At 64.8% G+C, this 18,031-nt stretch carries 16 protein-coding genes; 10 read left to right on the plus strand and 6 right to left on the minus strand.

Annotated elements, in window-relative coordinates:
• Window positions 1-141 precede the first annotated feature (141 nt).
• Window positions 142-678, minus strand: coding sequence for a hypothetical protein (locus ACVMDN_RS27535; protein WP_076830771.1), 537 nt, complete (start codon window positions 676-678; stop codon window positions 142-144).
• Window positions 679-728: 50 nt separating this feature from the next.
• Window positions 729-2,276: an acetolactate synthase large subunit gene (locus tag ACVMDN_RS27540; protein ID WP_057019302.1), complete on the minus strand. Its 1,548-nt coding sequence runs from the start codon at window positions 2,274-2,276 to the stop codon at window positions 729-731.
• A gap of 388 nt (window positions 2,277-2,664) precedes the next feature.
• On the opposite strand from ACVMDN_RS27540, the gene ACVMDN_RS27545 reads away from it, so the two are divergent.
• From ACVMDN_RS27545 to ACVMDN_RS27555, 3 genes are all read left to right on the plus strand, one after another.
• Window positions 2,665-3,240 carry a L,D-transpeptidase gene (locus tag ACVMDN_RS27545; protein WP_038378145.1) on the plus strand — a complete coding sequence of 192 codons (576 nt, stop codon included), beginning with the start codon at window positions 2,665-2,667 and terminating at the stop codon, window positions 3,238-3,240.
• 107 nt (window positions 3,241-3,347) lie between these two features.
• Window positions 3,348-4,148: a DUF2927 domain-containing protein gene (locus tag ACVMDN_RS27550; protein ID WP_057019301.1), complete on the plus strand. Its 801-nt coding sequence runs from the start codon at window positions 3,348-3,350 to the stop codon at window positions 4,146-4,148.
• Window positions 4,149-4,814: 666 nt separating this feature from the next.
• On the plus strand, window positions 4,815-5,810 hold the full coding sequence (locus ACVMDN_RS27555; protein WP_057019300.1) for a LysR family transcriptional regulator: 996 nt from the start codon (window positions 4,815-4,817) through the stop codon (window positions 5,808-5,810).
• 14 nt (window positions 5,811-5,824) lie between these two features.
• Here ACVMDN_RS27555 and ACVMDN_RS27560 read toward each other — a convergent pair whose 3' ends face one another.
• A complete protein-coding gene (locus ACVMDN_RS27560; protein ID WP_057019299.1) occupies window positions 5,825-6,037 on the minus strand; it encodes a hypothetical protein in 213 nt (70 codons plus the stop codon).
• 441 nt (window positions 6,038-6,478) lie between these two features.
• Here ACVMDN_RS27560 and ACVMDN_RS27565 point away from each other — a divergent pair, with 441 nt between their 5' ends.
• Window positions 6,479-7,627 (plus strand): ABC transporter substrate-binding protein, encoded by a 1,149-nt coding sequence (locus tag ACVMDN_RS27565; protein WP_057019298.1) that lies wholly within the window; start codon window positions 6,479-6,481, stop codon window positions 7,625-7,627.
• 25 nt (window positions 7,628-7,652) lie between these two features.
• Here ACVMDN_RS27565 and ACVMDN_RS27570 read toward each other — a convergent pair whose 3' ends face one another.
• Together ACVMDN_RS27570 and ACVMDN_RS27575 are read right to left on the minus strand one after the other, a co-directional pair.
• Window positions 7,653-8,771, minus strand: a complete 1,119-nt coding sequence (locus ACVMDN_RS27570; protein ID WP_057019297.1) for a M48 family metallopeptidase — start codon at window positions 8,769-8,771, stop codon at window positions 7,653-7,655.
• Between the two features lie 4 nt (window positions 8,772-8,775).
• Entirely contained in the window at window positions 8,776-9,927 is a 1,152-nt protein-coding gene (locus ACVMDN_RS27575; RefSeq protein ID WP_141341156.1) for a DUF898 family protein, read from the minus strand.
• Between the two features lie 266 nt (window positions 9,928-10,193).
• Between ACVMDN_RS27575 and ACVMDN_RS27580 the strand changes: the two genes are divergently transcribed.
• The 4 genes from ACVMDN_RS27580 (at window position 10,194) to ACVMDN_RS27595 (ending at window position 15,328) form a co-directional block, all read left to right on the plus strand.
• Complete coding sequence (locus tag ACVMDN_RS27580) at window positions 10,194-10,568, plus strand: hypothetical protein (RefSeq protein WP_076830813.1); 375 nt, start codon at window positions 10,194-10,196, stop codon at window positions 10,566-10,568.
• A gap of 242 nt (window positions 10,569-10,810) precedes the next feature.
• Window positions 10,811-12,082, plus strand: coding sequence for a cytochrome P450 (locus ACVMDN_RS27585; RefSeq protein ID WP_076830768.1), 1,272 nt, complete (start codon window positions 10,811-10,813; stop codon window positions 12,080-12,082).
• A 30-nt stretch (window positions 12,083-12,112) separates the two neighbouring features.
• On the plus strand, window positions 12,113-13,387 hold the full coding sequence (locus tag ACVMDN_RS27590; RefSeq protein WP_076830764.1) for a cytochrome P450: 1,275 nt from the start codon (window positions 12,113-12,115) through the stop codon (window positions 13,385-13,387).
• Window positions 13,388-13,612: 225 nt separating this feature from the next.
• On the plus strand, window positions 13,613-15,328 hold the full coding sequence (locus ACVMDN_RS27595; RefSeq protein WP_076830811.1) for a class I SAM-dependent methyltransferase: 1,716 nt from the start codon (window positions 13,613-13,615) through the stop codon (window positions 15,326-15,328).
• A 239-nt stretch (window positions 15,329-15,567) separates the two neighbouring features.
• Here ACVMDN_RS27595 and ACVMDN_RS27600 read toward each other — a convergent pair whose 3' ends face one another.
• Entirely contained in the window at window positions 15,568-16,077 is a 510-nt protein-coding gene (locus tag ACVMDN_RS27600; RefSeq protein WP_076830808.1) for a MarR family winged helix-turn-helix transcriptional regulator, read from the minus strand.
• 105 nt (window positions 16,078-16,182) lie between these two features.
• Between ACVMDN_RS27600 and ACVMDN_RS27605 the strand changes: the two genes are divergently transcribed.
• Both ACVMDN_RS27605 and ACVMDN_RS27610 read left to right on the plus strand, forming a co-directional pair.
• A complete protein-coding gene (locus ACVMDN_RS27605) occupies window positions 16,183-17,082 on the plus strand; it encodes an alpha/beta fold hydrolase (protein ID WP_076830762.1) in 900 nt (299 codons plus the stop codon).
• 69 nt (window positions 17,083-17,151) lie between these two features.
• Window positions 17,152-17,955 (plus strand): isocitrate lyase/PEP mutase family protein, encoded by an 804-nt coding sequence (locus ACVMDN_RS27610; RefSeq protein ID WP_076830759.1) that lies wholly within the window; start codon window positions 17,152-17,154, stop codon window positions 17,953-17,955.
• The last annotated feature ends 76 nt before the right edge of the window (window positions 17,956-18,031 follow it).

Consider the following 18,031-nt stretch of genomic DNA (forward strand, 5'->3'; position numbering starts at 1 on the left):
CATCGGATCGTTCTGAAAATTGACCACCAGCTCCAGGAATTGCTCCACCTCCCGCACCTTCTGTTGTGCCGCGCGTGCAGGGGCGACGCATGATCCAAACGGGCTATCACTGCAAACGCGAGGAAAGATTCATCGATAGACTTAATGCGGAGCGCCATTGTCGCGCCTGTTCGCGAGCCCGCTCTCGCGTAGCCGCTCGGCAAACCAGAGCGATGTCGCGCTATCGATGGCTCCGCCGGCATAGACCTCGGTAAAGCTCACCCCGCCTTGTCCGACGATCACCAGCACGCCCATCGCATAGGCAAACCAGACATTCGGGTCGGTCAGCGCCTGCAGCTTGCGCTGATCGTGCTCGATCGGCTGGTGATTGCTGTCCTTGCGCAGTTCGATGGCCAGGAGATTGTTCGGGATGTCGCGCTGATGCACGACGATATCGGGATAGATCGACTTGCCGAGATGGTCGTCGGTCGAGCTCCCTGAGCCGCGCGGCAGCCGCAGCGTGCGTTCGCCGAGCCGGTCGTAGTTGCAATCGACCTGCCAGCCGGAAAATTGCCGCTCGACATAGACCGCCAGCCGGTGAGTGAGCGTTCGCTCGCCGAGATCGCGCTCCAGCAGGAACATCTCCTGCGCATAGAATTCCTCCACGGCGGCGATCACCTTGTTCAGCTCGGTCTGCATCGACGCCTCCGACTGGACTGGGCCGCCGCCGCGGCCTTTCAGCTACGCCTCTACATATGCACTTCGATCAGCCGCGGTCCCGGCTCCGCGACGGCTTCCGCGAGCGCCTTGTTGAACTCGTCGGCGGTCGTCACCGCCCTGCCCGGTACCCCCATGCCCCTGGCGAGTGCGACGAAGTCGAGCGTCGGCCGATCGATCTTCAGCATGTCCTGCGCCCGCTTGCCCGGCTCGCCGGCGCCGACGCCGTCGAACTCGCCGCGCAGGATCTGATAGATGCGGTTGGCGAACACGATGGTCACGACGTTGAGCCCTTCGCGCGCCTGGGTCCACAGCGACTGGATCGTGTACATCGCGCTGCCGTCGCCGACCATGCAGATCACCTTGCGGTCCGGACAGGCGACCGCCGCGCCGGTTGCCACCGGCGTCGAGAAGCCGATCGAGCCGCCCATGTTCTGCAGCCAGTCATGCGGCGCGGCCGCCGCCGTCGGCGGGAAGAAGCCGCGGCCCGTGGTGACGGATTCATCGACCATGATGGCGTGCTCGGGGATCGCGCACGCAATCGCCTGCGCGATCGTGGCGTGGTCGAGCGCACCGGTCGGCTTGACCAGTTCCTGCAATTGCTGCGGCTTGACGTCCTGCGCGGTCGCATGCAGCGCGCCCGCGAGCGCCTCGAGCGCCGCGACCGAATTCTCGCCCCAGGCGGTCATGCGATGCACCTCGCAGCCTTCCGCCTTCAGCATGCTCGGCTTGTTCGGATAGGCGAAGAACGCCACGGGATCGTTGGCCTCGACCAGCACGATGTGACGGAATTTCTTCAGGATCGGCAACGCCTGCTCGATCACATAGGGAATGCGGTTGATCGAGAAGCGGCCGCGGCCGCGCGCCATGCGCGGGTGATAGGTCTGGCCCATCACCGTGCAGCCGGTCTTGCCGGCGATGCGCTCGGCGAGCGCCAGCCCGTGCTCGGTCAGCGCGCTGCCGGTGACGAGCAGCAGCGTATGCGCGGCATCGCCATGCAGGATTTTCGCCGCGGCATCGACCGCCTGCGGCGAATAGCTCGGACGCTGCGTGTCCACGGGCACCTCGGCGATGCCGTCGGCTTCGTTCCAGGCGGTGTCGGCCGGCAGGATCAGGGTCGCGATCTGCGGCGGCGCGCTCCTGGCGGCGGCGATCGCAGCCGCGCCGTCGGCGGCGACCGACTTGGCATCCGGCGAGGTGCGCACCCAGGACGACATCGGCCGCGCCAGGCCCTCGATGTCGGATGTCAGCGGCGCGTTGTAGCCGATGTGGTACGTGGCATGCTGACCGACGATGTTGACGATGCCGGAATGCGCCTTCTTGGCGTTGTGCAGATTGGCAAGGCCGTTGGCGAGGCCGGGCCCGAGATGCAGCAGCGTCGAGGCCGGCGTTCCCTTCATGCGGAAATAACCGTCGGCCGCACCGGTCACCACGCCTTCGAACAGACCGAGCACGCAGCGCATGCCCGGGACCTTGTCCAGCGCCGCGACGAAATGCATCTCCGAGGTGCCGGGATTGGTAAAGCAGACATCCACGCCGCCTGCGACCAATGTCCGCACCAGACTTTCCGCACCATTCATGCTCTCGCTCCCGTTTCGAGATGTTCTTGAGGTCGCTCAGAGTATGATCCGATCCGATTGAATCGGATCATGCTCGTATCCTTTTGTTTGGTCGCATTTTCTTCACGCGACCCGGTGCCCACTTCGCTTGAAAACGCTCCAGCTTTTGTTTGGTCGCGCTTTCTTGACGCGAACCGGTACCCACTTCGCTCGAAAACGCTCCAGATCAACCATTCTTCAGCCGCGTCGTCAAAGGCTTGGCCGGACAATGCAGGTATCGCTTCCGATCTGTTGCCTTTTTAAACCGTGTTGTTCGAAAATGCCTGAGGTCACGGCTTCGTCGCTTGCGAAACGCCGGCAATTGTGGCCTCTCTGACTGCATATTTGATTGTTCGCGAGGACGACGACCATGCGCCCGATTGCCTTGATGTTTGCCGCGCTCACGATCCTGGCAGGTGCCGGCCAGGCCCACGCCCAGTTCTTCGACTCTCGCGGCTATCAGTCCGAAGCCCCGAGCTTCTTCGGCGGCGGCGGCGCAAGCCCGATCCCGCGCACCACCGTCAACTACCCGACCAACTACGCCCCCGGCACCATCGTGGTGAACACCGCCGAGCGCCGGCTCTATCTGGTGCTGGCGAACGGCCAGGCGCTGCGCTACGGCATCGGCGTCGGCCGCGACGGCTTCCGCTGGAGCGGTGTCCACCGCATCTCCGCAAAGAAGGAATGGCCGTCGTGGACGCCGCCGTCGCAGATGCTGCGCCGCCGCCCCGATCTGCCGCGCCACATGAACGGCGGCATCGAGAATCCGCTCGGCGCGCGCGCGATGTATCTCGGCTCGACGCTCTACCGCATCCACGGCTCGAACGAGCCGGAGACGATCGGCCAGGCCGTCTCGTCGGGCTGCTTCCGCATGACCAACGACGACGTCACCGATCTCTATGGTCGGGTCTCGGTCGGCACCACCGTGGTGGTGAAGAACAACTGATCGCGTCGATTTCAACGGAACCAGGCGCCGCCATTCGGCAAGATCGCTGATCCCGCCGCCTTGATCCCTCCTTGCGCTGCCGCAAACCTTGCGGCAGCGTTGTCACAATGCCCCAGCACCGTCCTTCGATCCTCGTCCTTCTTGCCGCAACGCTCGCCGCTTGCCTCGCTGATGCCGCGCTGCCCGCGGCCGCCACCGAGGTACCGGCGATCGCCGCGCGCCAGCGCAACGAGAAGAAGGTCTTCACCGACGCCGAGATCGTGGAGGGCTTTCTGAAAACCGCGTTCGGCGCCGAATATCATCTCGCCGGGCGGGTCGACCGAATCCGCAAGTACGACAGTCCGGTGCGCGTGTTCGCCGACGGCAGCCGCGCCGACCGCAAGGTCCAGCTCGCCAGGGTCGTCGCCGACATCCGCAGCAAGGTGCAGCATCTCGACATCGCGATAACCGAGAACAACGAAGCGGCCAATGTCGTGGTCAAGCTGGTGCGCGACCGCGAGCTGTACCGCACGATCGCGACTTTCTACGGCCAGGAGCGCGCCAGGGAGATCCGCTCCTCGCTCGACCCGCAATGCCTGTCCGGCTTCCGCAAGAACGAGAACTACGAAATCGAGCATTCCGACGTGATCCTCACCGTCGACAACGGCGATTTCGTCTTCCTCGACTGCGCCTATGAGGAGCTGTTGCAGTCGCTCGGCCCGATCAACGACACCGCCACCGTGCCCTGGACCATGTTCAACGACAACGTCTCGATGGGCTATTTCGACGTCTACGACCAATATCTGCTCAACCTGCTCTACGACCCCCGCATCAAGCCCGGCATGACCGTGCAGGAGGTCAAGGCCGTGCTGCCCGCCGTCCTCGCCGACGTCCGCGCCTGGGTGGCGAAGGTGAACCATCTGGAGTGAGGGTGGCGGCCTCCGTCGATCGGCGCACACGCTCGCGGCATTCACAGCCGTCGTCCCGGCGAAGGCCGGGACCCATACGCCGCAGCGGGTGTTGTGGATGGGACTCGTCGTTCCGACATCGCGCAACAATGAACTTCGGTGGCAATGGGTCCCGGCCTTCGCCGGGACGACGATGAAGTCGGAAAGCAGTCCAGGTCCCCTCATCCTGAGGCGCACTCGCGCATCTCGAAGGATACACGGCCACAGTCAGGCCGTCGTGGTTCGAGACGGCCGCTGCGCGGCCTCCTCAGCATGACGGTGATGGAATGAGCGCGCGATCTCCCCAATCGTCGTCCTGGCGAAAGCCAGGACCACCGCACTTGATGATGAACGAGATCGCGGCCACAGCATCGCGCAACAATTGACATTTGGGGTAATGGGTCCTGGCTTTCGCCAGGACGACGAGGATGGTTCTCGCGCGAGGTAACGTAGCGTCATTGCGTAGTCCTCGCCCGGCTTTGACCGGGCGATCCAGTATTCCAGAGACAGTCATTGTTGAACCGCGCGCACGAAGGCATGGTTGCGTGGCGGCGGTCCTGAATTCTCGCATTGGTTGTATTATAATCGCATGACAATGCACGGCGCAGGTCGGATGCGCGCCAAAAAAGTGTGCTATAAGCACGTGCGATGATCGAGCTTCCCCGTACCCAGGCCTTGCGTTGCTTCATCACGGTTGCCCGTGAAGGCACGGTATCGCGCGCAGCGGCGATGCTGAAGCTGACCCAGCCCGCGGTCAGCCTGCAGCTGAAGGCACTCGAGGAAAGCACCGGGCTGCAGCTGTTCAACCGCACACCTGCCGGATTCACCCTGACCGAGGCCGGCGCCGCGCTGCTGCCGCTGGCGCACCGGGCGGTGGCGGCCGCGTCCGACTTCAAGGCGATGGCGGACTCGCTGAACGAGGCACAGCGCGGCACGCTGCGCGTCGGCACCATCCTCGACCCCGAATTCACCCGGCTCGGGCCGTTCGTGCGCAGCCTTGCGATGTCCTCGCAGCGCACCGAAGTCTTCCTGCGTCATGGCGTGAGCGACGACGTGCTGGCGCAGATCGGCCGCGGCGAACTCGACGTCGGCTACTATGTCGACGCCACGCCGCAGGACCAACTCGTCCATCACAGCTTCACCGAACGGACCATCGTCGATGGCCGCTACCAGCTCGCCCCGCTGCTTTGCTACGACTACCGGGTGATCGCACCGATCGCCTGGCGCGATCGGGTGATGGGCAAGGGCTGGGCCGAGCTCGCCGAGCTGCCCTGGCTCGCGACACCGCCGCACTCCGGCCACCGGCGGCTGCTCGACGACATCTTCCGCCCACTCGGTGCATTGCCGAAGCGGATCGGCTACACCGACCAGGAAGAGGCGATGATCGACTTCGTCGAATCCGGTCTCTGCCTCAGCCTCGCACGCGACAACGTGCTGGCGCCGCGGATGGCGCGGCCGCATCAGTTCGTGGTCGCCGACAAGGTGAAGCTGACCTGCGATCTCTCCTTCGCCAGCCTCGCCGCCCGCCGCCAGGAGCCGGTGATCGCCCATGCCTTCGCAAGCGTGCGCGCGGTGTGGAATATCAAGCCGACGATCGCCGGCGCCGGTCCGACGCGGACACGGAAGGTCGCGAAGAACGTGTGACGCAGACGCTCGGCTTAGGCCGCGGCGACCAGCGGTCTCGTCATGTCAGCCATCGTGGGCACCAGCGACGGCGCTTCACACTCCTGCAGAGCGAGCTCGTTGACCAGTTCGCGCAGCCTTGGCGGCAGATCGGCGTAATCGCCGCGCAGGGCATGGCGCAGCCGTTCGCCAATCTCTTCGCAGATGGCGCGCGCGTGCTCGGACGCAATCGGATGAGGCTCAATCATGGACGTGGACCGCCGGCGATGACCGCGCGCCGTCCAACTGCACTTCCGCAACCACGGATCCCGCATGTGCACATGCGATCAAGACGAGGATCCGAACAATACTGGACATGTTCGTACTCCCTTTTCTGATCCTTCAATAACAGCGAGACGTTGCCGCCCGATTAGGGAAACTGGTTCCCGCGGCCTTTAAGGGAGTGGTAAACGCGAAGTTTCAGGACCGAACCGAAGCTGGGTCAGAAATTTGGCCGGGCGCAGTCGACCCAACCGATCGCGGACAATTTGAGGCCTCGGGCCGCAGAGCGCGCGAACCTTGCCCGAGCGCAGTCCGGTGTCCCCAATCAGGGGGACAGACGGATCGGGCGGAATCAATATGATGCGCGACCGGACGGCGGTCGGCTATCATCGGCCGCAGATAAAAAGAACCTGCTGGGAGGAGTTGCAATGAAGCTGGCCATGGCCGGACTGTTGACATTTGCGAGCGCGATCCTGATTGCGCCGGGCGCGCGTGCCGACATCAAGGTCGGCGTCGTGGTGTCCGGATCCGGACCGGGCTCGGCGCTCGGCCAGCCGCAGATGCGCACCATCGCCGCGCTGCCGAAGGAGATCGGCGGCGAGAAGGTCACCTATATCGCGCTCGACGACGAGTCCGATCCGACCAAGGGCACGCAGAATGCGCGGCGCCTCGTGATCCAGGACGGCGTCGATATCCTGATCGGCTCCTCGCTCACCCCGGTGACCATGCCGATGCTCGACGTCGCCGTGGAGAGCAAGACGCCGATCATCTCGCTCGCGGCGGCGACCGCGATCGTGCAGCCGATGGACGACCGCCGCCGCTGGGCGTTCAAGGTGGTGCCCAATGACGACCTGATGGCGGCGGCGATCCTGAAATACATCGCCAAGTCCGGCATCAAGACGCTCGGCTATATCGGCGTCTCCGACGGCTATGGCGAAGGCTACTACAAGGAGGTGTCGCGGCTCGCCCCGCAGCTCGGCCTCACCGTGACGACGCATGAGGTCTATGCGCGGGCCGACACCAGCGCGATGGGCCAGGCGCTCAAGGTGATCGCGACCAATCCGGAAGCGGTGTTCATCGCCTCCGCCGGCACGCCCGCCGTACTGCCGCAGGAGGCGCTGCGCAGCCGCGGCTATGCCGGCAAGATCTTCCAGACCCATGGCGTGGCCTCGGAGGAGTTCATCAAGCTCGGCGGCGCCAATGTCGAGGGCGCGATCTTCACCGGCGAAGCCTTCACCATCGCCGACGATCTGCCGGCGAACGATCCGTTCCGCCAGGTGCGTGACGAGTTCGTGTCGTCCTACGAGAAGGCCAACGGGCAGAAGCCGAACATCTTCGGCGCGCATCTGTGGGACGCCGTCACGCTGTTCAAGCGGGCGGCGGCGAATGCGCTGAAGACCGCAAAGCCCGGCACGGCGGAATTCCGCGCCGCGCTGCGCGACGAGCTCGAGCGCGGCAAGGACGTCTACCTGAACAACGGCCTCTCGACCATGAGCCCGACCGATCACAACGGCTATGACGAGCGTTCGGCGTTCCTGATCAAGGTCGAAGGCGGCAAGTTCAGGCTGGTGAAGTAGCGAGGGAGCGTCGGCGGCTGCGCCATCACACCTTGCCGGCGCCGCTGCAGATGCCCTTCAGCGCCTGCCATTCGGCCGATGACAGCAGCGGCGGACCATCGGGGCGGCTGGCGGCATCGGCCTTGTCCATGCGCGCGAGGCGGTCCTCGGTCAAGGGATGGCTGGAGACGAGCGAGAGCCCCTTGCCGCCCTCCTTGCCGGTGACGCGGAACATCAGTTCGCCCATCGGCTTGGCCGGACGGCCGAGCTTGTGCATGGTCTCGATCGCGAAGCTGTCGGCGTTGGTCTCGGCGTCGCGCGAATAGGACGACGTCACCAGCGAGCGCGAGGCGAAGATCAGCGCGCCGGAGCCGGTGACGTCACCGAACAACAGCCCGATCAGGAACGAGGTGCCGCCGTTGTGGATCAATTCGCGCATGCTGTCGCGGTGCCGGAGATGGCCGAGCTCATGCGCCAGCACGCCGGCGATCTCGTCGGGGTTCTCGGCTTTTTCCAAGAGTCCGTCGAACAGATAGACCTTGCCGCCGGGCAGCGCGAAGGCGTTCGGCACCGACGTCGCCAGCACGCCCGACTGCACCGACGTATCGAAGCCTGCGGACTGCCGCAACTTGCCGACCAGCTTCGCGAACGCCGCCTGGCCGGCCGGATTGCTGCACGGCTTGCCGTCGAACAGCACCTTGACCTGCGCCTCCGCGACATCGCCGATGCGACGCTCGAACGAGTCGGGCACCAGCGGCGTCAACCGCTCGGCGGCGAGCGGCACGCCGAACAGCACCACCAGCACGATCGACACCGCGGCCGCGAGCGACCAGCCGACGATCGCGGCGACGCCCCTGCGGTTCGGCAAATCCGCCTCGAGCGTGTCGCAGCGCGCGACCAGCGCGGCGATCAGCCCGGCGTCGCGGATGTCGAGCCGCGCCAGAGGCGGTGCGGTCAGGCAGCTCAGCCGCAACAGGCCGGACGGGCTGTCGGCGCGGCGGATGTCGTGAAACACCCAGCGCGCGAGCAGTGCGCCGTCTTCGCGGATCTCCAGTGCGTCGGACAGTCTGAGTGCGACGATGCGCCGCCGGTTCGACAGGCCGTCGAAGAAAACGCCGCCGGGAGCCGGCGCCGCGGAATTGGTCTGACCGGAATCGGATTCCATGGAGCTAGAAGCCCCCGACGTCGAGGCCATCGGCAAAGCCTTCGCCGAGCGCGTTGGCGAGCTCGCCGCGCGCGGTGACGTTGGCGGCCGCCTGGATGTTGTGCACGATGGTCGAGGACAGCACCCGAACCCAGAGATCGCGCATCAGATAGACGCGCAACACCACGTTCAGCGCCAGCGCAAACGCGAGATAGCCGATGCCGAGCAGCACGATCAGCGGAATGCTCTTGGCGAACGCCTCGGTCCTGAAGAAGTCCGCGATCGAGGAGCCGTCCATGCTGGCGACCAGCAAGGTGCAGAGCGCGAGATAGGCCGCGAACACCGTGCCGAGCAGCACGACCCAGCCGATCACCTTCCAGTACAGGCCGATCAGCGCGCCGCGGCGGAGCGTGGATTCCAGCCTCACGTCGCCGAAGCGGATTCCCGACAGCCACCAGCGCCACTCGACCGCCTTGAACGCGGCATAGGCGAACGGGGCGAAGATCGTGCTGTAGAGCGCGAACGGCATCAGGACCCAGAGCCACCAGCCCCGCGCGAAGAACTCCCAGCCGCGGCCGTCGAACGAGCCTTGAAGGTCGCCGTAATAGGAGTGCCGCATCTTGTAGCGTTCGAGCGCGGCCTCGCGCCACGGCAGCGCGAGACCGAGCGTGATCACGACCAGCACGCCCCAGAGCGAGGCCTTGAGCGCATAGACCCAGCCCGAGCCGCTCATCCAGAAGCGGACGCCGCGCCACACCGTGCGGGTCAGGCGGTAACGCCGCGCGCGATAGATCGCGAACTGGCCGAACAAATAGAAGAAGGCGACCAGCGGCAGCGAGGCGAACGCCTTGAAATGCTCCGCCTCGATGCCGATCAGGAAATAGCCGAGATAGATCGGCACCAGGATCGCGAGCGCGACCAGGAAGCCGATCAGGAGCTCCTTGCCGCGGCCGGTATATTCCGGCGCGTCGCCATCGATCTGGCTGTTCGACCACAGATGACGGCGGATGTCGGTGGTGAGCCAGAACCGGTAGAAGCCGACCGTGACCAGTTCGAGCCCGGCGCCGCGCGCGACCAGGCGAAAGAACTCCTTCCGGTTCCCTGAAAACGCCACCGGCATCGGCGGCGGGGCCGGTTGCGGAGGCGGCTGCGGCGGACCCAGCGGGGTCCAGCTCATGTCGTTCACGGGATGGCTCCTGGCGGGACAATCTCTGGGTATCAAAAGCACAGATTTGTCGTCGCGAGTGTGATCCAGGTTTCACACAAGGTCGAGATCGTCGGCCGATTTTTGGCGGGATGCGGTTGGCCATGCCTTAACGGCAATGCCGGAAAGCGCGCAGTCCTCGATCAACGGCCGGCGTCGAACCCCAGGGCGGCAATGACATACTTAACGATCAGGCGATGGAGGCGAAGCCGCCGCCGCAAAGCGAGGAAATCGCAGCGATGACCAGATGGATCTTGTCGGCATGCCTTCTGGCGCTCACGGCAGCTCCGGCCGCTGCCGTCGACGTGCGGCTGGATTCCTATCGCAATCCAAAGAGTGAGAATTTGCGTATCTTCAATCACATGTACCTCGACGGCGTCAGGGGCGGCCTGATGGCGTCCAATGCCTGGCTGAAACGGCATGGCGGCCAATTGTTGTTCTGCATGCCCGACGACCTCGCACTGAGCAGCGAGCAGACCGAAGAGATCATGCTCAAGTCCGCCGACAAGCGGTCGGCGAAAGGTGAGATGGTGATCGCTCTCCTGCTGCTGTGGGGGATGCAGGACACCTACCCCTGCGAAAAGCCCGCCGGCGAGAAGACCGGCAGTCAATAAACGGCGCCGGCACCGTTCGCACGCCGCCGCCCGGCCAAATCAAACGCCGTTTCAAACGGGCGTGGTCGCGGCCGCGGTCCCTTCCCCACCGGAAAAGCCCGGATTCGGCCGCTTTGGCCTGACATCAATGCGGCCAAATGCGCGTCGAGAGCCCTTGCGCAAACCGCGGAATGAGAATGTAATTCGGTAAAACATGCCGCGCCGGCCATGCCCCGGCAGCTCAAACGGTTGAGGAGCCGCTCATGCACGGGACCATCGATCTCGTCGACAACACGAATCTGGACGCCGCACGCGAACGCGCCAATTCGCTTGCGCTTTCGGACTACGATCCCGGCAATCCCGAGCTGTTCAAGACCGATACCTTCTGGCCGTATTTCGACCGGCTGCGCCGCGAGGACCCGGTGCACTACTGCAAGGACTCGATGTTCGGTCCGTACTGGTCGATCACCCGCTACAACGACATCATGGACATCGAGACCAACCACTCGGTGTTCTCCTCGGCCGCCTCGCTCGGCGGCATCACCATCCGCGACGTGCCGCCGGATCTTCGCCGCGAAAGCTTCATCGCGATGGACCAGCCGCGCCATTCGGCGCAGCGCAAGACCGTGGCGCCGATGTTCACGCCGACGCACCTCGACGAGCTCGCCACCAACATCCGCAAGCGCTCGACCGAGTGCCTCGACAATCTGCCGCGCGGCGAGGTGTTCGACTGGGTCGACAAGGTCTCGATCGAGCTGACGACCCAGATGCTCGCGGTGCTGTTCGACTTCCCCTGGGAAGACCGCCGCAAGCTGACGCGCTGGTCCGACGTCGCGACCACCCTGCCCGGCGCCGGCGGCCTCGTCGCCACCGAAGACGAGCGGCAGGCCGAGCTGATGGAATGCGCGAGCTATTTCGCAAGGCTGTGGATGGAGCGCGCGAGCCAGCCGCCGAAGAGCGATCTACTCTCGATGATGGCGCACAGCGACGCCACGCGGAACATGGACCCGAAGAACTTCCTCGGCAATCTGATCCTGCTGATCGTCGGCGGCAACGATACCACGCGCAACACGCTGTCCGGCAGCATCTATGCGCTGAGCAAGCATCCGGAGCAGTACCGCAAGCTGCGGGAGAACCCGGCGCTGATCGACAGCTTCGTGCCCGAGGTGATCCGCTGGCAGACGCCGCTCGCCCATATGCGGCGCACCGCGCTCGCCGACTACGAGTTCCGCGGACGCCAGATCAAGAAGGGCGACAAGGTGGTGATGTGGTACGTCTCGGGCAACCGCGACGAGGAAGCGATCGAGAAGCCCTACGAGTTCCTGATCGACCGCGCCCGGCCGCGCACCCACATCTCGTTCGGCTTCGGCATCCACCGCTGCGTCGGCCTACGGCTCGCCGAGCTGCAGCTCAAGATCATCTGGGAGGAGATCCTCAAGCGCTTCGACACCATCGAGGTGGTGGAGGAGCCGCAGCGGGTGTATTCCAGCTTCATCAAGGGCTACGAGACGCTGCCAGTGCGCATCGCCGCCTGACGCGTCGCGAGCCAACCGGGATCAAGAAACATGAACGTCCAGACCGCCATCCGTGCCGACCGGGCCGAGTTGCTGCGCCAGGCCCGCGAGGAAGCGTATTCGACACCGCTCAAGGATTTTCATCCCGGCGCGCCAAAGCTGTTCCAGAACGACACGCTGTGGCCGTGGTTCGAGCGGCTGCGCAAGGAAGAGCCGGTGCACTACTGCACCAATGCGCCGATCGAACCGTATTGGTCGGTGGTGAAGTACAACGACATCATGCATGTCGACACCAGCCACGGCATCTTCTCCTCGGACTCCACGCTCGGCGGCATCTCGATCCGCGATGTGCCGCCCGGCTACGACTATCCGAGCTTCATCGCGATGGACCAGCCGAGGCACGCCCATCAGCGCAAGACCGTGTCGCCGATGTTCACACCCACGCATCTCGACGAGCTTGCAAAGCTGATCCGGCAGCGCTCGGCCAGCGTGCTCGACAATCTGCCGCGCAACGAGACCTTCAACTTCGTCGAGCGCGTCTCGATCGAATTGACCACCCAGATGCTGGCGACGCTGTTCGACTTCCCCTGGGAGGAGCGGCGCAAGCTGACGCGCTGGTCCGACGTCTCCACCGCGCTGCCGAAGAGCGGCATCGTCAACTCGCCGGAGCAGCGGCGGCAGGAGATGGACGAGTGCTACGCCTATTTCTCGAAGCTCTGGAACGAGCGCGTCAACGCCCCGCCGCGCAACGACCTTTTGTCGATGATGGCGCATAGCGACGCCACGCGGCACATGGACCCCGACAATCTGATGGGCAACATCATCCTGCTCATCGTCGGCGGCAACGACACCACGCGCAACACCATGAGCGGCTCGGTGCTGGCGCTGCACGAGCATCCCGACCAGTTCAGGAAGCTGAAGGAGAATCCCGCACTGATCGACACCATGGTGCCGGAGGTGATCCGCTGGCAGACGCCGCTGGCGCATATGCGGCGCACCGCGCTTGTCGACACCGAGATCGGCGGCAAGACGATCAGGAAGGGCGACCGCGTCGTGATGTGGTATGTCTCCGGCAACCGCGACGACGAGGTGATCGATCGTCCGAACGAGTTCATCATCGACCGCCCGCGGCCGCGCATCCACCTGTCGTTCGGCTTCGGCATCCACCGCTGCGTCGGCATGCGGCTCGCCGAGCTGCAGCTTCGGATCGTCTGGGAAGAGATGCTGAAGCGCTTCGACCGCATCGAGGTGGTCGGTGAGCCGAAGCGGGTCTATTCCAGCTTCGTCCGCGGCATCGAGAACCTGCCGGTGCGGATCCCGGGCTGAAGCCAGATTGTCCTTGGCCACAAAGACGATCGGCCCTATGTCTTCCCGGGCGTGGTAGTTGATGCACCGCGTCTTGCAGCTCGGGCCAGTTGACGGAACATGAACCGAAAAGAGCGGCGTGCGGCCGGGAAGCAACGGGACGCGTCCAGCAAAAACGCACCTGCCTTCGGTTCCACGGGTGTCAGCATTGGCGGCCTCGCCGCTGAGGCCAGCCGCTTCTACGGGATGCGACGCTTCAACGAAGCGCAGGAGATCTGCCGGCAGCTTCTCGCGCGCGATCCTGGCCATGTGCAGAGCCTCAATCTTCTCGGCCTGATGGCGCAGGCTGCCGGCGATCACCGGGCTGCAGCAAAGATGTTCACCAAGGCGATTGCCTCGGACGAGGTCAATGCCGCCTGCCATTACAACGCCGGCAACTCCTACCAGGCAATGGGCAATCGCAGCAAGGCGGCCGCGCATTTCAGCAAGGCGCTGGCGCTCGGCATGGACGCGAAGGCGGTCGGCTTCATCCTGCAGAGCCCGACCGTCACCACCTATGCCGGGCGGATTGCAAGCAAGTGGCCGCTACCGGTCACAAGCGTCGAATTGTTCGGCAGCGAGGGTGTCGCCCCGCTCGCGAACGACCTGTTCCTGCGCTGCGCGATGGAAACCACCACGCTGGCGAGCATGCGGCTTGAGGTGCTGTTCGGATATGCGCGGGCCGAGCTGTTGCGGCTCGCGAGCAAGCCGGATCAGGATGACGTCGACGACGATATCGTAGCCTTTGCCTGCGCGCTCGCCCGGCAATGCTTCATCAACGAACATGTCTATGCGCAGACCGGGGCGGAGAGCGAAGACGCGGGCGCGCTGCGCGACCGGTTGCTGCAGGACCTGGCATCAGGCGCTGCGATCGCGCCGCTCACGCTCGCCGCTGTCGCCGCTTACTTCCCGCTTCATGCCTTGCCGACGGCGGACGCGCTGCTGCGCCGGGATTGGCCCGCGGCCGTCGCCGGCCTGTTGCGGGTGCAGCTTCGCGAGCCGCGCGAGGAGATCGAAGAGCGCAGCGCTATTGCAGCGCTCACTCCGATCACGAACGACATATCCGTCGAGGTGATGCGCCAATACGAGGAAAATCCCTATCCGCGCTGGACCGTCAACCCGTTGACGGCCTTCGCGGCCGATCGGGCGCGGGGAAGGACCGTCGCAACCGCGGACCAGCGAGCCGAACGGGATATCCTGATTGCCGGCTGCGGCACCGGCTCGCACGCGATCCAGATCGCGCAGGTCTATCCCAACGCCCGCCTGCTCGCGGTCGACATCAGCAGGACCAGCCTTGCCTATGCGCGCCGCAAGACGCGGGAGCTCGGCTTGCGCAACATCGAGTATGCGCAAGCGGACATCCTGGAATTGGCCTCGATCGATCGCACCTTCGACAGCATCGAGTCGGTCGGCGTGCTGCATCATCTTGCCGACCCCTTGGCCGGCTGGCGCGTGCTGGTCTCGCTGCTGCGGCCGGGCGGCACGATGCGCATCGGGCTCTACAGCGATCTGGCGCGCCGCGTCATCGTCGAGGCCCGCGATCGCATCGCGGCGCGCAATTATCGCGCCACCGCCGGCGACATCAGACGTTGCCGGCAGGACATCTTCCGCGAAGCCGACAAATGGAAGCCGCTGATCGGCGCCAAGGATTTCTACAGCATGAGCGGCTGCCGCGATCTGCTGTTCAACGTCATGGAACACCGCCTGACGATTCCGGCGATCGCGGCATTCCTGAACGAGCATGGCCTGTCGTTCGAGGGGTTCGAGCCGTTTGACGATCCGGCGGTCCTCGACCGATTCCGCAAGCAGTTTCAGGGCACGGCCGACGAGACCAATCTCGATCAGTGGCACCGCTTCGAGGTCGATCATCCCGAGACTTTCTGGGACATGTACGTGTTCATGGCGGGCAAGAACGCGCGCTGACGGCAAGCTGCTGGAGCGTGAGGAGATGAGGTCGAATAGCGGCCGCGGTGGCACCGCGCTCCCTCTCCCCGTTCTTACGGGGAGAGCGTTGGGGTGAGGGGCACTCTCCGCATAAGCGGTGATAGCTGTGTTTGCGGAAACTCCCCCTCACCCGGAACGCATCTAGCGATGCGTTCCGACCTCTCCCCGCACGCGGGGCGAGGTGAGCGGAGTTGGCCGCTCGATTCAAAGTAACCTCTCTAGCGCGCGTGCTGACCCTTGCTGGTCGGCAACGGGCAATTGGTGCAGACCCGGTCGTCGCACATCCGGCAGATCGTGAAGCGATCCATCTCGGATGTGTCCTGCCTTGCCAGCAGCTCGCGGATCAGCGTTGCGAGCTGCTTCCGCTCAGCGACCGACAGCACGTCGAGCAGCGACGTCACGGCTGAAATCCGCGACGCCAGCAGTTCATTCCGGGACGCAGCGCCCGATGCCGTCAGGTGCAAGGCGACTTCGCGGCCGTCCTTGCCCGCCCGGCGTTCGACAAGCCGATCCGAAACCAGCCGATCGACCAGGCGGACCGTTCCGGAGTGCGACAGGCCAAGGATCCGCCTCAGCTTGTCGTTGGTCATGCCCTGGCCATAGCCGATGACGATCAGCGCCGCGGGCGTTTCGCCGCCGCGACCGACGACCTCGCGCGCGCCTTGCTCGATACGATCCATGACAGCGAGCGACAGCGCGCCCAGCAGATTAGCGATTCCGTGTTCCATGCCGGGAATAATATGTGCGTTGCGCACAAAAACAACTTGACCATATATGTGCGCTGCGCACATATTTGCCCGGGAGCGCAACGACGACACAAATGGAGAGCAGCGATGACGACCCGAAGCACCGCACTGGCAACGCGTGACGCCGCCGGCAGCGAACCCGCCCTGAAATACGTGCAGGCCAACGGCGTGCGATTTGCCTATCTCGAACAAGGCAGCGGACCGCTCGTCATGTTCATGCACGGCTTTCCCGACAATGCCTGGTCGTACCGAAAGCAGCTGCAGGTGTTCGCGGATTCCGGCTATCGCGCGGTCGCGCCGTTCCTGCGCGGCTATGCGCCGACGGAGATTCCGGCCGACGGCATTTTCGATCCGATCGCGCTGGGCCAGGATCTCGAAGCGTTGATCGCGGCGCTGAGCGAAGACGGACGGGCCTACGTCGTCGGCATGGATTGGGGCGGTACGTCAACCTTCCAGGCGCTAGCTACGGCGCCGTCGGCGATCAAGGCCGCGGTGGTCATGAACACCGCGCACCCGATCACAATCACAAGCCTCCGGAGCGATCCCGATGCCGTTCGATCGGTTTTCCATGTCTATTTCTTCACGGTGCCTGGCGCTCACTCGGCGGTCAACATCGAGGGACTTCCCTTCGTCGACTACCTTTGGAAGCTGTGGTCGCCGACCCTGCAGAACGACGAGCATCTCCGTTCGGTCAAGGAGACGCTCAGCTCTCCCGGCACCATGAAGGCGGCGCTGAAATACTACAATGGCCTGGTCGATGCGGGAGTTGCGGGCCGGCTACCGATCAACGACATGCATACACCGACGCTGACAATCTATGGCGGCAACGATCCGACGGCGCGGTATTCGATCAAGGAAGAGCCGCTCTTCAAGGGACCACATCGGCGCATCGTCCTGCCCGATGTCGGCCACTTCCCGCACCTCGAGCGTGAGGCCGAGGTCACAGGTCTGATCATGGACTGGTTCACAACGCACGCCGCCGACTGAACGGACGCCACCACCTGCGGCCGCGTCAGCCACACCATCCTTCGAATTCTCTGACCAGGAGTGCGCGCAATGGACGCCACGACACAGCAGCACTACGCCGAAGCGTTTCACCGACTTCACAAGCAGGGCGATCCGCTCGTCCTGTTCAACGCCTGGGACGTCGCCACCGCCAAGGCGATCGCGAAGGCCTCGCCGGCGGTGGCGACCAGCAGCGGCGCGGTCGCATCCGCGCTCGGCTACGCCGACGGCGAAAATGCCCCGCTCGACATCGTGGAAGGCCTGGTCTCGCGGATGACCGCGTCGGTGACGGTTCCGGTGTCGATCGATCTGGAGGCGGGTTATGGCGACACGCCGGATGCCGCCGCGCATTCGGCGGCAAGGATCCTGAAGGCCGGCGCGATCGGCATCAATATCGAGGACGGGCTTGTTGGCGGAAAGCGGCAGCTCGCCACTCCGGAGCAGCATGCCGCGAAGATCAGGGCGGTGCGGGACGCCGCGCAGAGACTCGGCGTTCACCTCTTCATCAATGCGCGAACCGATCCGTTTCTGCTGAAGTTCGGCTCGCCCGAGCAATGTCTGGATGAGGCGGCGCGACGTGCGAAGGTCTATGCCGATGCCGGCGCTGATGGAATTTTTGTACCGGGGCTCACCGACCTCATGCTGATCGAGAGGTTGGTTCAGCTGACGCCCCTGCCCGTCAACATCATGGTGACGCAGGGCGTGCCCGAAATCGGGGAGCTCGCCCGCGCCGGTGTTCGCAGGGTGAGCCTTGGGCCGTGGCCGATGATGGCGGCAATGCGTGTCATCGGACAGGCGGCCGCCGCGGTCGCCACGAGCAAGCAATACGGCGCGTTTCTACAGCCCGGCAGTTGAGCACGTGAGCGCACGCGATGTCACGGTCCGGCCGGACCGTTCAGTCCGTGCCGGCCGGACTACCGGGTTCTTGAAC

This window comes from Bradyrhizobium sp. USDA 4510, assembly GCF_054059095.1.

Bases quoted from the DNA above. Each gene is read 5' to 3' on its own strand.
- ACVMDN_RS27585 (WP_076830768.1), top strand. From the start codon at position 10,811: ATGCACGGGACCATCGATCTCGTCGACAACACGAATCTGGACGCCGCA.
- ACVMDN_RS27550 (WP_057019301.1), top strand. From the start codon at position 3,348: ATGCCCCAGCACCGTCCTTCGATCCTCGTCCTTCTTGCCGCAACGCTC.
- ACVMDN_RS27575 (WP_141341156.1), bottom strand. From the start codon at position 9,927: ATGAGCTGGACCCCGCTGGGTCCGCCGCAGCCGCCTCCGCAACCGGCC.
- ACVMDN_RS27560 (WP_057019299.1), bottom strand. From the start codon at position 6,037: ATGATTGAGCCTCATCCGATTGCGTCCGAGCACGCGCGCGCCATCTGC.
- ACVMDN_RS27540 (WP_057019302.1), bottom strand. From the start codon at position 2,276: ATGAATGGTGCGGAAAGTCTGGTGCGGACATTGGTCGCAGGCGGCGTG.
- ACVMDN_RS27565 (WP_057019298.1), top strand. From the start codon at position 6,479: ATGAAGCTGGCCATGGCCGGACTGTTGACATTTGCGAGCGCGATCCTG.
- ACVMDN_RS27595 (WP_076830811.1), top strand. From the start codon at position 13,613: ATGCGACGCTTCAACGAAGCGCAGGAGATCTGCCGGCAGCTTCTCGCG.
- ACVMDN_RS27600 (WP_076830808.1), bottom strand. From the start codon at position 16,077: ATGGAACACGGAATCGCTAATCTGCTGGGCGCGCTGTCGCTCGCTGTC.
- ACVMDN_RS27610 (WP_076830759.1), top strand. From the start codon at position 17,152: ATGGACGCCACGACACAGCAGCACTACGCCGAAGCGTTTCACCGACTT.
- ACVMDN_RS27605 (WP_076830762.1), top strand. From the start codon at position 16,183: ATGACGACCCGAAGCACCGCACTGGCAACGCGTGACGCCGCCGGCAGC.
- ACVMDN_RS27555 (WP_057019300.1), top strand. From the start codon at position 4,815: ATGATCGAGCTTCCCCGTACCCAGGCCTTGCGTTGCTTCATCACGGTT.
- ACVMDN_RS27545 (WP_038378145.1), top strand. From the start codon at position 2,665: ATGCGCCCGATTGCCTTGATGTTTGCCGCGCTCACGATCCTGGCAGGT.
- ACVMDN_RS27535 (WP_076830771.1), bottom strand. From the start codon at position 678: ATGCAGACCGAGCTGAACAAGGTGATCGCCGCCGTGGAGGAATTCTAT.
- ACVMDN_RS27590 (WP_076830764.1), top strand. From the start codon at position 12,113: ATGAACGTCCAGACCGCCATCCGTGCCGACCGGGCCGAGTTGCTGCGC.
- ACVMDN_RS27570 (WP_057019297.1), bottom strand. From the start codon at position 8,771: ATGGAATCCGATTCCGGTCAGACCAATTCCGCGGCGCCGGCTCCCGGC.
- ACVMDN_RS27580 (WP_076830813.1), top strand. From the start codon at position 10,194: ATGACCAGATGGATCTTGTCGGCATGCCTTCTGGCGCTCACGGCAGCT.